The 13,403-nt window shown below is 66.8% G+C and carries 14 protein-coding genes; 4 read left to right on the top strand and 10 right to left on the bottom strand.

Annotated features, from left to right (window positions below):
* Positions 1–17 precede the first annotated feature (17 nt).
* Genes RCH22_RS11040 through xseA form a run of 3 tightly spaced genes read right to left on the bottom strand, consistent with a single transcriptional unit; the run spans position 18 to position 2,207 of the window.
* Positions 18–680: a DUF4245 domain-containing protein gene (locus RCH22_RS11040; RefSeq protein ID WP_327014012.1), complete on the bottom strand. Its 663-nt coding sequence runs from the start codon at positions 678–680 to the stop codon at positions 18–20.
* On the bottom strand, positions 677–931 hold the full coding sequence (locus RCH22_RS11035) for an exodeoxyribonuclease VII small subunit (RefSeq protein ID WP_327014011.1): 255 nt from the start codon (positions 929–931) through the stop codon (positions 677–679). Before RCH22_RS11035 ends, RCH22_RS11040 begins: the two co-directional genes overlap by 4 nt.
* Position 932: 1 nt before the next feature.
* Positions 933–2,207, bottom strand: a complete 1,275-nt coding sequence (gene xseA, locus RCH22_RS11030; protein ID WP_327014010.1) for an exodeoxyribonuclease VII large subunit — start codon at positions 2,205–2,207, stop codon at positions 933–935.
* A gap of 89 nt (positions 2,208–2,296) precedes the next feature.
* On the opposite strand from xseA, the gene RCH22_RS11025 reads away from it, so the two are divergent.
* On the top strand, positions 2,297–3,337 hold the full coding sequence (locus RCH22_RS11025) for a 4-hydroxy-3-methylbut-2-enyl diphosphate reductase (protein ID WP_327015507.1): 1,041 nt from the start codon (positions 2,297–2,299) through the stop codon (positions 3,335–3,337).
* A 45-nt stretch (positions 3,338–3,382) separates the two neighbouring features.
* Here RCH22_RS11025 and RCH22_RS11020 read toward each other — a convergent pair whose 3' ends face one another.
* Genes RCH22_RS11020 through fbaA form a run of 3 tightly spaced genes read right to left on the bottom strand, consistent with a single transcriptional unit; the run spans position 3,383 to position 6,006 of the window.
* Positions 3,383–3,934, bottom strand: a complete 552-nt coding sequence (locus tag RCH22_RS11020; protein WP_327014009.1) for a DUF6264 family protein — start codon at positions 3,932–3,934, stop codon at positions 3,383–3,385.
* Positions 3,912–4,961: a class I SAM-dependent methyltransferase gene (locus RCH22_RS11015; RefSeq protein WP_327014008.1), complete on the bottom strand. Its 1,050-nt coding sequence runs from the start codon at positions 4,959–4,961 to the stop codon at positions 3,912–3,914. Before RCH22_RS11015 ends, RCH22_RS11020 begins: the two co-directional genes overlap by 23 nt.
* Positions 4,962–4,980: 19 nt before the next feature.
* Positions 4,981–6,006, bottom strand: coding sequence for a class II fructose-bisphosphate aldolase (gene fbaA / locus RCH22_RS11010; RefSeq protein ID WP_134449498.1), 1,026 nt, complete (start codon positions 6,004–6,006; stop codon positions 4,981–4,983).
* 246 nt (positions 6,007–6,252) lie between these two features.
* Here fbaA and glpX point away from each other — a divergent pair, with 246 nt between their 5' ends.
* Complete coding sequence (gene glpX / locus RCH22_RS11005; protein WP_134449619.1) at positions 6,253–7,185, top strand: class II fructose-bisphosphatase; 933 nt, start codon at positions 6,253–6,255, stop codon at positions 7,183–7,185.
* Positions 7,186–7,312: 127 nt separating this feature from the next.
* On the opposite strand, the gene rmuC is transcribed toward glpX, so the two are convergent.
* The 3 genes from rmuC to RCH22_RS10990 all read right to left on the bottom strand — a co-directional run bounded on the left by rmuC (position 7,313) and on the right by RCH22_RS10990 (position 10,072).
* Positions 7,313–8,668, bottom strand: coding sequence for a DNA recombination protein RmuC (gene rmuC / locus RCH22_RS11000; RefSeq protein ID WP_327014007.1), 1,356 nt, complete (start codon positions 8,666–8,668; stop codon positions 7,313–7,315).
* Positions 8,669–8,769: 101 nt separating this feature from the next.
* Entirely contained in the window at positions 8,770–9,381 is a 612-nt protein-coding gene (locus RCH22_RS10995; protein ID WP_327014006.1) for a hypothetical protein, read from the bottom strand.
* 73 nt (positions 9,382–9,454) lie between these two features.
* Positions 9,455–10,072 (bottom strand): exonuclease domain-containing protein, encoded by a 618-nt coding sequence (locus tag RCH22_RS10990; RefSeq protein WP_327014005.1) that lies wholly within the window; start codon positions 10,070–10,072, stop codon positions 9,455–9,457.
* A gap of 63 nt (positions 10,073–10,135) precedes the next feature.
* Here RCH22_RS10990 and ychF point away from each other — a divergent pair, with 63 nt between their 5' ends.
* A complete protein-coding gene (gene ychF, locus RCH22_RS10985; protein WP_327014004.1) occupies positions 10,136–11,227 on the top strand; it encodes a redox-regulated ATPase YchF in 1,092 nt (363 codons plus the stop codon).
* Between the two features lie 31 nt (positions 11,228–11,258).
* Here ychF and RCH22_RS10980 read toward each other — a convergent pair whose 3' ends face one another.
* The gene (locus RCH22_RS10980) at positions 11,259–12,071 is read right to left on the bottom strand and encodes a hypothetical protein (RefSeq protein WP_327014003.1); all 813 of its coding nucleotides are present in this window, start codon (positions 12,069–12,071) and stop codon (positions 11,259–11,261) included.
* Positions 12,072–12,453: 382 nt separating this feature from the next.
* Here RCH22_RS10980 and RCH22_RS10975 point away from each other — a divergent pair, with 382 nt between their 5' ends.
* Entirely contained in the window at positions 12,454–13,185 is a 732-nt protein-coding gene (locus RCH22_RS10975; protein ID WP_134564094.1) for a phosphatase PAP2 family protein, read from the top strand.
* Positions 13,186–13,403 lie beyond the last annotated feature (218 nt).

Here is a 13,403-nt window from a genome sequence, read left to right as displayed (position 1 = left end):
GTCTTTGCCCTGTCCGGTCACTGGGTCACCGCCTGTCCGTTGGCACTGATCTGGGAGGCGATCGCGGTCGCGAGCGCCGCGAATTCGTCTTCGTCCGCCGTTCCGACGAGCAGGTAGCTGCTCGTCCCTGCGGTCGTCACGAGGGCGTATTCGAAGTTGCCGCGGTCCTTCTCGGCTGCGGGATTCCGGTAGACGTCCCAGGTGACACCTACGAGGGTGAGCGTCTGGACTGCGGGGGCGTCCTTCAACTGCTGCCCGATCCAGGTCGGGTTTGCGCCGATGGCCTGGGTGAGGCCGATGAACTCGTTGCGGGGGGTCAGCAGGCCGATGTACCAGGACGGGATCTTGTCGGTGCCGCCGAGACGCCACTGGGCGGCGTTCGCCCGCCAGCCATCCGGGAGCTCAGGGACCACAAGCGGCGCGTCGATCCCGACCTGCACCTGGCTCGCGACGGCGGCGAAATCGACGGTGCGGTCGACGGGCCCGTCGCTGCGCGGGACGAGGAGAACGAGAACGAAGACCGCACCGAGGGTGGCGAGCAGGGACAGGACCAGGTTGTTGACGGTCTTGCGCGACCGGTAGTTCCGCGAGTTCGTCGCGAGGCGGTCGGCCGTCTCCTGCGCGGTCTCAGGCCTGCCGAGCTCGGCGACGACCCGGGGCGGGCGCTTCGCGGTGCTCATTCGGTGCCGGGGCCGGTCGAGGGGGAGGCGGAGTCCAGTTGGCGCGCGCGGGCGGCGTCGAGGCGGGCCCTGGCTCCGATCAGCCATTCTTCGCAGCGGCTCGCGAGTTCCTCGCCGCGTTCCCAGAGGGTGAGGGACTCTTCGAGGGTTGACGAGCCCTGTTCGAGGGCGCTCACGACCCGGACGAGTTCGTCCCTGGCCTGCTCATAGCTCAAGGTGGAGATGTCGGCGGGAGCGGTCATGGCGTCCATTCTATTGAGTCCTGGTTGTCGTGTTCGGCCCGGTGGCCGGGTCCGTAGCCGGGTCTGCGGTCGACTCAGCGGGCGGGCCCGCTGTGGCCGCGAGGGTTCCTGTGCCGAGCGTGATCCTGAGCCGGGTACCGTCCGGAGCATCGGCGGCGGCACGCAGCACGTGGCCGTCCCGCACCTGCACGATCGCGTATCCGCGATCGAGGGTGCCCTGCGGGGACAGCGTTCGGAGCCTCGAGCGGAGCTCCGCGACGACGCCGGCGGATGCCTCGACGACGCGTTCCATAAGCTCCGTTCCCCGGGCGACGTACCGGGTGAGGTCCTCGGCACGGGAATCGACGATCCAGGCCGTGCTGCTGAGCACGGGGCGTGACCGGAGCTGGCCGATCCGGTCGACCTCGGCCGCGAGGATTCCGGTCAGCCGGGTGCTCAACCGGGACCTGGCCTGCTGGACGCGGTTGAGTTCGTCCGAGACGTCGGGGACGATGCGCTTGGCGGCATCCGTCGGGGTGGAGGCCCGGAGGTCGGCGACCTCGTCGAGCAGGGGCCGGTCTGCCTCGTGGCCGATCGCACTGACCAGGGGGGTGTTGCAGGCCGCCGCGGCGCGGAGTACGCGTTCGTCGCTGAAGCCGAGCAGGTTCTGGAAGTCGCCGCCGCCGCGGGCGACGATGATGACGTCGACGTCGGGGTCGGCATCGAGGCGCTGGATCGCGGCGACGACCTCGGCCACCGAGCGGTCGCCCTGCATGGCCGCGTATGCGAGCTGGAAATCGACGGCGGGCCAGCGCAGCTGGGCGTTGCGGATGACGTCCTTCTCGGCGTCGGAGTCCTTGCCGGTGACGAGGCCGATGCAGTGCGGCAGGAACGGGAGGGGCTTCTTCCGGGAGGTCGCGAAGAGGCCTTCGGCCGCGAGCTGCTTGCGGAGACGCTCGAGGCGTTCGAGCATGTCGCCGAGGCCGACGTGGCGCAGGTCGAAGACCTGCATGGTGAGTGTGCCGCCCTTGACCCAGTAATTCGGTTTGACCAGGGCGATGACGCGGTCGCCCTGCTTGAACTCGTCGCTCAGCCGGGCCTTGACGGACGACCACACGGTGAAGCCGACGGTGGCGTCCTCGCTGAGGTCTTTGAGCTTGCCGTACACATTGCCGCCACTGAGGCCCCACTGGGTGATCTCACCCTCGACCCAGGCTGTGCCGAGCCGCTCGATGTAGCCGCGGATCTTGTTCGCGAGCAGGGCGACGGGCCACGGGGCCTCGAGGGTGGGTGGTGCATCGGTCATGAATCGTTCCTCCCACGGCCTGTCCAGCCACGCACCCATAGAATGAGCCGGTGACTATCAGCTCGGATTCAAGCGTTATCGGCCTCGGCATGCCCCGGATTCCCCGGGCACGCAACGTCCTCAAGGATACCCCGGTGGATGGGCCGAAACGGGTGCTGCTCGCTGCCCCGCGCGGCTACTGCGCGGGTGTCGACCGGGCCGTCATCGCCGTCGAGAAGGCGCTCGAGCTATACGGAGCCCCCGTCTACGTGCGGAAGCAGATCGTGCACAACGTGCACGTCGTCTCCGAACTCGAGAAGCAGGGCGCCATCTTCGTCGACGAGGTCGATGAGGTGCCCCGCGGCTCGCACCTCGTCTTCAGCGCCCATGGAGTGTCTCCGGCCGTCGTCAGCGCGGCAGCTGCGCGCGGGCTGCGCGCGATCGACGCGACCTGCCCGCTCGTCACCAAGGTGCACCGCGAGGCCGTGCGCTTCGCCCGCGATGATTTCGAGATCCTGCTGATCGGCCACGAAGGACATGAAGAAGTCGAGGGCACGGCAGGGGAGGCCCCGGAGCACACGACCCTCGTGGGCAGCCCCGACGAGGCCGACACGATCGTGGTGCGCAACCCGGAGAAGGTCGTCTGGCTGTCGCAGACCACCCTCAGCGTCGACGAGACCATGGAGACCGTGAGCCGGCTTCGCGCCCGGTTCCCGCTGCTGCAGGATCCGCCGAGCGATGACATCTGCTACGCCACCCAGAACCGGCAGGTGGCGATCAAGAAGATCGCCGAGGCCTCCGACCTCGTGCTCGTCGTCGGTTCGGCGAACTCGTCCAATTCGGTGCGCCTCGTCGAGGTCGCCCTCGAATACGGCGCCCGCGCCGCCTACCGGGTCGACTTCGCGAGCGAGGTCAAGCAGGAGTGGCTCGACGGCGTCGCAACCGTCGGAGTGACGAGCGGGGCATCCGTGCCCGAGGAACTCGTGACCGAACTCCTGCGCGACCTGGCCGGCGCCGGCTTCGGCGACGTGCAGGAAGTGAAGACCGCTGAGGAGGACCTGCTGTTCTCGCTCCCGAAGGAACTGCGCAAGGACCTCGCGGGCAACGACGACGCACGGGCCCTCGGCGGGCGCGTGTCCCGGGTCGAGTAGCGCCGATCACCGTGGGGCGCCGGTCAGGTGCGCCCGCGCGGATGCCTACGGCTGGCTGTAGAAGTCGATCAGCGTCGGGTCGGTGGTCACGACGACCATCATGAAGGCGAAGATCACCACGAGCGCGATCACCGCGCCGATCACCGGGACGTAGAACGCCCGCTTGCGGCGTGAGATGAGCAGGATCGCCGCGGCGGCGGTGAGCAGCCAGACGATCGCTTCGGTGATGCCGCCCGCCGTGACGAGCCCGGCGACGGAGGAGTCCGGCACGTAGGTACCGAGGTGGGACTGGGTGTAGAGCATCTGGATGGCGTCGGGGAGCGCGCCCAGCACCCCGATCGACATGAAGGTCGCGGCGAGGCCGAGCGCGAGCAGGCCGAGGGTCACCCGCCGGTCCCAGGCTGGAACAGCGGGCTTGGCCGGTCCGGTCAGGGTCCCGAGCAACGGCGCGGAGACGGCGGGGTTCGGGCCGCCGGTGGTCGACCGTGGTGTCGTGACGCCCGGGTCCCAGCTCCAGCCTTCAGGGGCCAGCTCCCCGTAGCGGGGCTGGGGCCGGGGGTCCCGGCGGGGGCTGTCAGGGACGTTTTCGCTGGGCACGGGGGAGCCGTTCGACTAATTTGCGGGTGAGGAAGGCGACGGGGTGCGTCTTCATGTACGTGAGGTGCGCCCGGAGACCGGCTACTTCGCCGGCCAGGGCATCCCGGGCGGCGGCGGTGGCGACGAGCTCGGCCGTCGCGGCGTCCCGTTCGGCCAGGGCGGTTGCTTTGTCAGCGGCGAGGAGTTCCGCCTCGAGGCGGGCCTGGGCGGCTGCGACGAGGGCGGCATCCGTGTTCTTGAGCGCCTCGTTCTCGGCGGCGATCCGGTTCGCGAATCCGAGGATCTCGTCGGGGGGTGTTGTACGCGTACGGATCCGCGCGGTGTTCCGCGGCAGGGAGGCCAGGGGGATCGCGACTCCGACGTACTGGTAGACGTGGCTCTCCGTGGCCTTCAGGAGGTCGAAGAATTTCTCGTCCGCGGTGAGTCCGAGGTCGGCAAGCCGTTCCGTCACCCAGCGTTTCGGATATTCCGAGACGACGGGGTCCTCCTCACGGATGCCGTAACCGGCGGCCGTGAACATGTCTTCGATCTCGAAGGCATCGTAGAAATGCAGGTGGGTCTCGTCGAGCAGCCCGGTCTCCGTGTACGTGAACCGGCCTTCGAGCAGGTCGAGCCGGACCGAAAGGTGACCCATGTTGGGAATCGAGTAGACCACGACTCCGCCGGGCCGCAGCAGGGCGCGAATGGCCACGAGGGTCGCGCGCGGGTCTGGCAGGTGTTCGAGGACGTCGGCGAACAGGACGACGTCGAAAGTTCCGAGTCCGGCGACGGCGACCGTGTCGCTGACGTCGAGCACGTAGGCCTCGGAGATCTTGCCCCGCGCCTCGTCGATGTCGACCGTGTTCAGGTCGACACCGACGACGGTGCAGCTATTCATCTGTTCCAGGGCTTCACCGAAATTTCCGGCCGAGCACCCCACGTCCAGCACCCTCGATCCTTCAGGAATGAAGGAGAGCATGTTGGACCAGCTGTTGTTGCGGGTTCCCCGCACGAACAGGTGGCTGGAGTACGCCGATGTTTCGCCCATTGGATGAATTTACTCCGGATCAGCTCTCCGAGTGTCCAGCGGAACCGAGCTGCTGGGTGGCTTCGACGACGCGGGCGGCCATCGCCGTCTCGGCGACCTTGCCCCAGGCGCGCGGGTCATACAGCTTCTTGTTGCCGACTTCTCCGTCGATCTTGAGGACGCCGTCGTAGTTCTTCAGCATGTAGCCGGCGACGGCGCGCGTGAACGCGTACTGAGTGTCGGTGTCGATGTTCATCTTCACGACGCCGTTGGCGACGGCTTCAGCGATCTCGTCGGCGGTCGAGCCGGACCCGCCGTGGAAGACGAGGTCAAGCGGCTTCGGGCCGGTGCCGTACTTGGCGGCGAGGCCGTCCTGGATCTCCTTGAGGAGCTCCGGGCGCAGCTTGACGTTGCCGGGCTTGTAGACGCCGTGGACGTTGCCGAAGGTCAGCGCGGCCATGTAGCGGCCGTCTTCGCCGAGGCCGAGAGCGTCGATCATGGCGCTCGCGTCGGCGAGGGTCGTGTACAGATTCTCGTTGATGTCGCCCTCGACACCGTCTTCTTCGCCGCCGACGGCGCCGATCTCGACCTCGAGGATCGCGTTGATGTTCTTGGTGCGCTTGAGGATGTCCTTCGCGATGACGAGGTTCTCGGCGAGCGGGATGGCGGAACCGTCCCACATGTGCGACTGGAAGATCGGGTTGCGCCCGGCCTTGACTTCGGCTTCTGAAGCGGCGATGAGCGGGAGGACGAAGTCGTCCAGGGCGCCCTTGGGGCAGTGGTCCGTGTGCAGGGCCACGGTAACGGGGTAATTGTCGGCGACGGACTGCACGAAGTGAGCCATGGCGAGCGCACCGGATGCGCGGTTCTTGACCGTGTGGCCGGCGAAATAATCGGCGCCACCGGTGGTGACCTGGATGATGCCGTCGGAGCCTGCTTCAGTCAGGCCCTGCAGGACGGCATTAATGCTCTGGGAAGACGCAACGTTGAACGCCGGGTAAGCGAAACCCTGGGTCTTGGCTTTGTTGAGCATCTCTGCATACTGGTCTGGGGTTGCGATGGGCATGTTTCTGCGTCTCCTCGGTTGTACAGATTCGGTCTTCCCATCCTACCGACGGCGGCTGGATGGCTGGACGGGAAACATCAGCCGTTCCCGCTGGGCGGGCGCTAGGCTCTTAAACGGCAGCGCTGGGAAACCGGCGCCGGCCCAAAGCTGGGCCTCGCCACTGCCGCACTCTTCGTCCGGGAAGGACCATCTGTGAACAGCCCCGAAATCGCCCCCAATTTCACCCATCCGGACCGAAACCTGGCCATGGAGCTGGTGCGTGCGACCGAAGCCGCGGCTATTCGCGCGGTGCCGTTCATCGGTCGCGGAGACAAGAACGCGGCTGACAAGGCCGCCGTCGACGCGATGCGAGTCTTCCTCGGTACCGTCAACTTCGATGGAGTCATCGTCATCGGCGAGGGCGAGAAGGACAAGGCTCCGATGCTCTTCAACGGCGAGCACGTCGGAAACGGCACCGGTCCGGCCTGCGACATCGCCGTGGACCCCATCGACGGTACGAGCCTCACGGCCGAGGGTCGCCAGAACGCGCTCTCCGTGATCGCCGTATCGTCCCGTGGCACGATGCTCGATGCCTCCTCGGTGTTCTACATGGACAAGATCGTCACGGGCGCCGCCGGATTCGGCGTCGTGCACCTGGACCAGCCGATCGGGGACAACCTGCGCGCCCTGTCCCAGGCCACCGGCAAGCCCATCGGCGAGATGGTCGTGGCCGTACTCAACCGTCCGCGCCATGAGGGCCTGATCGATGCGATCCGGAGCGCGGGAGCCGGCACCCGTCTCATGTCCGACGGCGACGTCGCCGGCGGCATCAACGCCGCCCGCTACGGTACCCGCATCGACATGTGCGTCGGTATTGGCGGCAGCCCGGAGGGCATCACGACGGCGTGCGCGCTCAAGGCGCTCGGCGGATTCATGCAGGGCCGACTCGCCCCCAAGGACGACGCCGAACGCGCCAGGGCCATTGCTGCCGGCCTCGACGTCGACAAGGTGCTCGACCTCGACGACATGGTCTCGGGAGACAACACCTTCTTCGTCGCTACCGGCGTGACCGACGGCGGCCTCGTCGACGGCGTGCGTCGTAAGGGTCCGATCATCCGCACCGAGAGCATCGTCATGCGCGGCAAGTCCGGCACCGTCCGCCGGGTCGTAGCCGACCACCTCGCCGCCAAGTGGCTGTAGCCCGCGGGCACTGACCTCGCACTGACCGCACCCCGCATCTCCCCATACAACAATCGCCGTTTCGGCCGAGTAGCCCCGTTCTCCGGGAGACACTCGGCCGGAACGGCGATTGTCGTATGGCGCCCGCTCAGTCTGCGCGGTGGGCTGATGCCTCGAGTCCGGCCGCCGCGAGTCCTGCAGCTTCCAGTTCGGTCACGAGCTCCCAGGCGACGAGTTCCCGCGGGGACTCCTCGACGCCCGCCAGCGGGGCGAGCACCTTGGACTCGTCGAGTGCGTTGAGCTTGCGCGCCGTCGGCAGGACCTGGCGTTCCATCGAACCGACGAAACCGTTGTAATCCTTGACGGTGCGTTCGATGGAGCGCCCCAGCTTCTCGATGTGGGTGGCGGTGACTGCAAGCCGGGCGTAGAGCTCCCGGCTGAGGTCGAAGAGCATTTTCGCGTCGTGGGTGAGCACATCTTGTTGCCAGGTGAACGCAACGGTCTTGAGCACCGACCACAGCGTCACAGGGGAGGCGAGCGCGACGCGCTTGGAGAAGGCGAACTCCATGATCGAAGGGTCGGCCTCGAGAGCGGACGACACGAGCGACTCGCTCGGGATGAACGCGATCACGATCTCGGGGGAGGCCTCGAGGCCCTGCCAGTATGCCTTGCTGCCGAGGGCGGTGATGTGGTCGCGCACTGCCTTCACGTGGGCGCCCAGGAGCGCCGTGCGCCGGGCGCCCTCCGCACCGGTGGCCGTCGCCGGGATCTGGCTCGCCTCGAGGAACGCCGTGAACGGCACCTTGGCGTCGACGGCGATGTTCTTTCCTCCCGGCAGGTGCACGACCATGTCGGGCCGGCCGGCCCCCGCGTCTGAGCTGATGCTCGACTGCACGTCGAAATCGACCCGCTCGATGAGCCCGGCTGCCTCGACGACGCTGCGCAGCTGGGTCTCGCCCCAGACTCCGCGGGTGTTATTGGCGCGCAAAGCAGAAGCCAGTGACTCGGCGGTGCTGCGCAGGCGCTCTTCGGATTCGGTGGCACTGCGGAGCTGCTGGCGGAGCTCGCCGTGCTGCAGGCTGCGCTGGGCCTCGAGTTCGGAGACCTTCAGCTGCATGTCGTGCAGGCTTTCCCGAACCGGGGCCAGGGCCTGCAGGACCTTGCTCTCCCGCTGTTCGCGTTCGGTGCGGGCGGCGGCCTCCTCACGGTGCCGCTCGTCGAACTCGCGTGCCCGGCGCTGCGCCTCGGCGAGTTGCTCGCGGAGGGCATCCGTCGTGGCCTGCACCGAGGCCAGTTCTTCACGCAGGATGGCCGAGACGGCGGCCTCGGAGGACCGCAGTTCGGCGAGGTCGACCCGGTGTCGGGCTTCGAGAACGGCGGGATCGACGGTGGGCGTGGCCGCGCCGGCCCGGACGGCGCGGCGTTGCAGCACGATGACCGTGCAGAGGGCGCCGAGTACGGCGCCGAGGGCGATGCCGAGAAGGAGGGTGAGCGAGGGATCCATGACTCAACCCTGCCAGTGGCCACCGACATTGCCGTCGCGGCAGGCGGGAACCCGCCGAGGAGGGTTTCACCGGTCTGGCGACCCTGTGGGCCGGGAGCGTGTCAGGCTTCGAGCGCGAGCGCGAGAGTCAGCATTTCCGGGTCGTTCCGGGTGGTCCGCGACACGACGAGGTGTTCCCGGTTGATCCGTTGCGCGAAGAACCCGAGGTACGGCAGCTGGATGATCGTCGTGAGGCCGCCCTGCCCTGCCGTGACGAGCTCGGGGATGACCCGGTTCTCCGGCAGGGCGCCGAGCGGTGCGGGCATCGTCGTGCGCCACATTCCATAGGCTTCCTGGTCGATGCCGGAGTTCCAGAAGTCCGAGGGCCAGGTCGAGGTCGAGGTCGCCGCCCACAGCTCCGCGTCGGTGAGGGTGTCCAGAAGGCGCTGGATCTCCTCGTCCGGGATGCTCACGGTCGGTTCGGCCACGTCGAAGTGGGTCCAGGCCCGCCGCCACTCGACCAGCCAGCGCTGCACGGCGGCGTCGACGTCGAGGTCGGCCGGCCGGCGCGAGGTACCCGGGTCCGGCTCGGAATCCAGGCGCGGAATGCTGTCGATCTCGAGGTGCCAGGCGCTGCGCACGAAGAGCAGGAAGGTCAGGGGCGACCAGCACTCCTCGACGTTGATCTGCATGTTCTGGGGCCAGGGGCTCAGTGGCAGGTCTTCGGGGTCCATGATGTCCGTTCGAATCGTTCTGCTGCTAGCTCGTTCTGCAACTAGTTCGTTCTGCAACTAGCTCGTTCTGCAGCTAGCTCAGGGCCATCGGCCCGTGGACCGCGGCTTTGGCTGCAACTGCGATTGGTCCGATGGCTCCTAACGCGACCTTGGTGATCCGGGCCAGGTCTTCGACCGTCTCTGCACCGTGCCGCTTTGCCGCGTGGATGATGATGGCGGCGCAGGCCTCGGCGTCGGCGAGGGCGTCGTGGTGCGCGAAGTCCTCGAAGCCCGCCGCCATGGCTGCGACCGGGAGCCGGTAGGAATCAAGGTGATACGTGCGGCGGGCGACTTGCAGGCTGCACACGTAGCTGAAGTCGGGCACCGGGAGTCCGGCGACGGTTGAGGCGGTCTTGATGACGCCGAGATCGAAGCCGGCGTTGTGGGCCACGAGGGTGTCACCGTCGGCGAAGGCGACCAGTGCCGGGAGCTGCTGGGCCCAGGTCGGGGCGCCGAAGACATCCGCCGGGTAGATGCCGTGGATCTTGATGTTCCACTTCAGGAACTCGTCGTGGCCGGGCGCCGGCTGGATGAACCAGCCGACCCGGTCGGTCACGAGTCCGTCACGCACTTTGACGAGCCCGACCGAACACGCGGAGGCGCTTGAGGAGTTGGCGGTTTCAAAGTCGATCGCGGTGAAATTGAGGGGCACCCCTTCATGCTCTCACGGCCCACCGACAGGCCCGGCGGGGCCCGCCCGGTACGATGGATTCTCGTGGCTCTTACTATTGCAATCGTCGGACTGCCCAATGTCGGCAAATCCACCCTCTTCAACGCGTTGACCAAGAACAACGTGCTCGCGGCGAACTACCCGTTCGCCACGATCGAGCCGAACGTGGGGATCGTGAACCTGCCGGACTCCCGGCTCGCCGCGCTCGCCGCGATCTTCGGCAGCGAACGCCTGCTCCCGGCACCGGTGTCCTTCGTCGACATCGCCGGCATCGTGCGCGGCGCGAGCGAGGGCGAAGGCCTCGGCAACAAGTTCCTCGCGAACATCCGTGAAGCGGATGCGATCGCCCAGGTCATCCGCGGATTCGCCGACCCCGACGTTGTGCACGTCGACGGCGCTGTGAACCCGGCCGGCGACATGGAGACCATCAACACCGAACTCATCCTCGCCGACCTGCAGACCCTCGAGAAGGCCATCAGCCGTTTCGAGAAGGAGGTCAAGGCCCGCAAGATGCCCCCGATCGTGCTCGAGACCGCGCTCAAGGCGCAGGCCGTGCTCGACGCTGGCCAGCCGCTGTCGTCCGCGAAGCTCGACATCGAGCCGATCCGGGAACTCGGCCTGCTCACCGCGAAGCCGTTCATCTACGTCTTCAACGTCGACGAGGCCGTGCTTCAGGACGCCGAGAAGCTTGCCGTGCTGGCCGCCCTCGTCGCCCCGGCGAACGCCGTGTTCCTCGACGCCAAGCTCGAGTCGGAGCTCAGCGAGCTCGACGCGGCCGACGCCGCGGAGATGCTCGCCTCGACCGGCCAGGCCGAGAGCGGTCTCGACCAGCTCGCCCGGATCGGCTTCGACACCCTCGGCCTGCAGACCTACCTGACAGCAGGCCCGAAGGAGACCCGCGCGTGGACGATCCACAAGGGCTGGACCGCCCCGCAGGCCGCCGGCGTGATTCACACCGACTTCCAGAAGGGCTTCATCAAGGCCGAAGTCTTCTCCTTCGACGACCTGATCGCCGCCGGCTCCATCGCCGAGGCCCGCGCCAAGGGCAAGGCCCGTATCGAGGGCAAGGAATACGTCATGCAGGACGGCGACGTCGTGGAGTTCCGTCACGGAAATACATCAGGCGGCGCCAAGTAACGATAAGGATGCCGCATGTCGTGTCGAATGACTAGTGGCGCACGGCGCTCGTCGTGACAATCTTCGTCCAGGGTCCGGGCGGCACGTCTGCGGCCTCGACGAACTGCCAGTCGACGGTGTCGTTCTCACCGTTGATGTCGCTGAAGCGCAGGCAGCCGTTGAGGGCTGGGGACACGTCCATGCCCGCGCCGTTGAACTTCTTGTTCGCCGGGCGCGCATCGTCAGATCCGAACACGTAGGCGGCATCGTGGTACTGGCCGGGTCCGGCATCCTCGATCTGGCCGTAACACGTTTGCCCGTTCGAGCGGATGCGGACCCACCGGTTCTTCATGAGGCTGACGGTGTTATCGCCCGCCGAACCCGCGTACGCGGACTGTCCGGCCCACGGCACCACCTGCTCGCGAGTCGCGAACGCCTGGGCGTCGTTGAGGTCGTCGAAGGGCAGGTCGAGGTAGAACGGGTTCTCGAGCGGCGTCAGGTGCGTCGGGAAGTAGTCGGTGGCCGCGGTCCGCACCTCGGTCTGGCAGTCGTCCGCGGTTCGGACGCCGTCGCAACCGCCGTAGCCGTCCATCCACCCCGAGTCGTATGTCGAATAGACCTGGCTGCCGTCCGCGGCGTTCGGGTCGAAGATTTCGCCGACCCAGAATGTCGTGGAGATGATTCCGGTGTGCCAGGGGTAGGCCCCAGCGACGGGAGCGGTCGGGCTCGGCGACCCGGCGGGGCTCCGGCTGGCCGTTTGGACGAAGGTGAACGCGGCAAGAGCCGTCAGACCAACGGCGAGCACGGTGATCAGGAGTGCGCGACGACGGCGAGTGGACCTCCCCGTCTCCTCCTCTGGCAACATAAATGCCCTCTGACAATCGTCGTGGTTGTAGTTGTCATGGTTGTCGTTCGTGGTCGGCTCCGCCGGAAAACGGCGGTGTCGATCACGAATCGTTTAGAGCTGCGACTGGTTTCAGACGCAATGGGCCAGATTGTGGACGATGTCGTTGAGGCCAGCGGTCCGACCATACAGCACGCGCGGCGAGTCGCTGCATCGGTGGACACTCCCGCGCCGAGGGCGCCGGCCATCAGCTCGGGTCAGGGTTTCGTAAGCGCAACTAGTCCCCGCTCCGCTTAGCGATTCCGACCCAGGGGGGCATATTAGAGAATTCTGAGAGTTCATCCGTGAGGATCAAGTGAATACACGTGCGTCTGCATGTAGTCGGGCCGGATCCGGAGAAATCATGACGAAAGTTACCTCGACGACGATGCTCGGTGAGCATCGAACTCGGATGTACGTCTTACCCTTACCTCGTCACTGGTTCGGTTGGACGCTCGTTCTCGTTGCCGTACTGCTGACCCTCGGCCTTACCGTGAAGACCGTGCCGGGTATCACGGCCTCTGAGCTCAGTATTGATCAAACGGTCAGCGCCGATCACAGTGCTTTCGCTGACATTGTCGCAATGGTGTTTAACTCCGTTTTCAGCCCCGCGGGTGGGGTGTTCTTGGTTGCCGCGATCTCCTTGTTTATTCTCGTCGTGCGTAAAAGCCCAGTGAGTGCCATCGCTGTTGGCGCAATCACCGCGACGGGCTGGCTGAGCACTGAAGGGGTCAAATCAGTGATCGGACGGTACCGGCCAGATTCTGCCCTGCTGTCCCATCCTCTACTCCACGAGTCCGGGGCCGGGAGTTTTCCCAGCGGACATACCGCGGCCGCGGTATCCCTCGCCATCGCCTTGATACTTCTGTTGCGGGGTACCAAGTGGCAAACCCTCGCCATGCTCGGCGGCCTCACAGTCGCGATCCTCGTCGCGGCGTCGCGCGTGTATGTGGGAGCGCACTACCCCTCTGACGTTGTGGGATCATTCCTCTCGGCCCCCGCCGGTATCCTCTTGTTCAGCGCTCTATGGAACCGATATGCCCGTCGGGCCTTGAGCAAGATGACTGTCCTGGGACGTTTCGGTCCGATCGCGTAGTCAACGGATCGACGTGCCTGACAGCGCGCCAGCGGGCAATCAAACGGACGACGGACGCCCAGGTGGCAAGACCGAGAAGTCCTACCTGCCGCGCGTCCAGGACAGCCGGCAGCTCGCGCCACTCATCGTCGACCGGGACGAATATGACTTTGCCCTCGCGCTGGCTGTACGCAGCCTTGTTCCGGCGAGGGCGACCCAACTGCTACCCACAGTATGTG

The sequence above is a fragment of the Cryobacterium sp. GrIS_2_6 genome, assembly GCF_035984545.1.
In the GTDB taxonomy this organism is placed as follows: Bacteria; Actinomycetota; Actinomycetes; order Actinomycetales; family Microbacteriaceae; genus Cryobacterium.
This window is presented reverse-complemented; position numbering and strand designations above follow the sequence as displayed.

Bases quoted from the DNA above. Each gene is read 5' to 3' on its own strand.
- RCH22_RS11040 (WP_327014012.1), bottom strand. From the start codon at position 680: ATGAGCACCGCGAAGCGCCCGCCCCGGGTCGTCGCCGAGCTCGGCAGG.
- RCH22_RS11035 (WP_327014011.1), bottom strand. From the start codon at position 931: ATGGACGCCATGACCGCTCCCGCCGACATCTCCACCTTGAGCTATGAG.
- xseA (WP_327014010.1), bottom strand. From the start codon at position 2,207: ATGACCGATGCACCACCCACCCTCGAGGCCCCGTGGCCCGTCGCCCTG.
- RCH22_RS11025 (WP_327015507.1), top strand. From the start codon at position 2,297: ATGCCCCGGATTCCCCGGGCACGCAACGTCCTCAAGGATACCCCGGTG.
- RCH22_RS11015 (WP_327014008.1), bottom strand. From the start codon at position 4,961: ATGGGCGAAACATCGGCGTACTCCAGCCACCTGTTCGTGCGGGGAACC.
- fbaA (WP_134449498.1), bottom strand. From the start codon at position 6,006: ATGCCCATCGCAACCCCAGACCAGTATGCAGAGATGCTCAACAAAGCC.
- glpX (WP_134449619.1), top strand. From the start codon at position 6,253: ATGGAGCTGGTGCGTGCGACCGAAGCCGCGGCTATTCGCGCGGTGCCG.
- rmuC (WP_327014007.1), bottom strand. From the start codon at position 8,668: ATGGATCCCTCGCTCACCCTCCTTCTCGGCATCGCCCTCGGCGCCGTA.
- RCH22_RS10995 (WP_327014006.1), bottom strand. From the start codon at position 9,381: ATGGACCCCGAAGACCTGCCACTGAGCCCCTGGCCCCAGAACATGCAG.
- RCH22_RS10980 (WP_327014003.1), bottom strand. From the start codon at position 12,071: ATGTTGCCAGAGGAGGAGACGGGGAGGTCCACTCGCCGTCGTCGCGCA.
- RCH22_RS10975 (WP_134564094.1), top strand. From the start codon at position 12,454: ATGACGAAAGTTACCTCGACGACGATGCTCGGTGAGCATCGAACTCGG.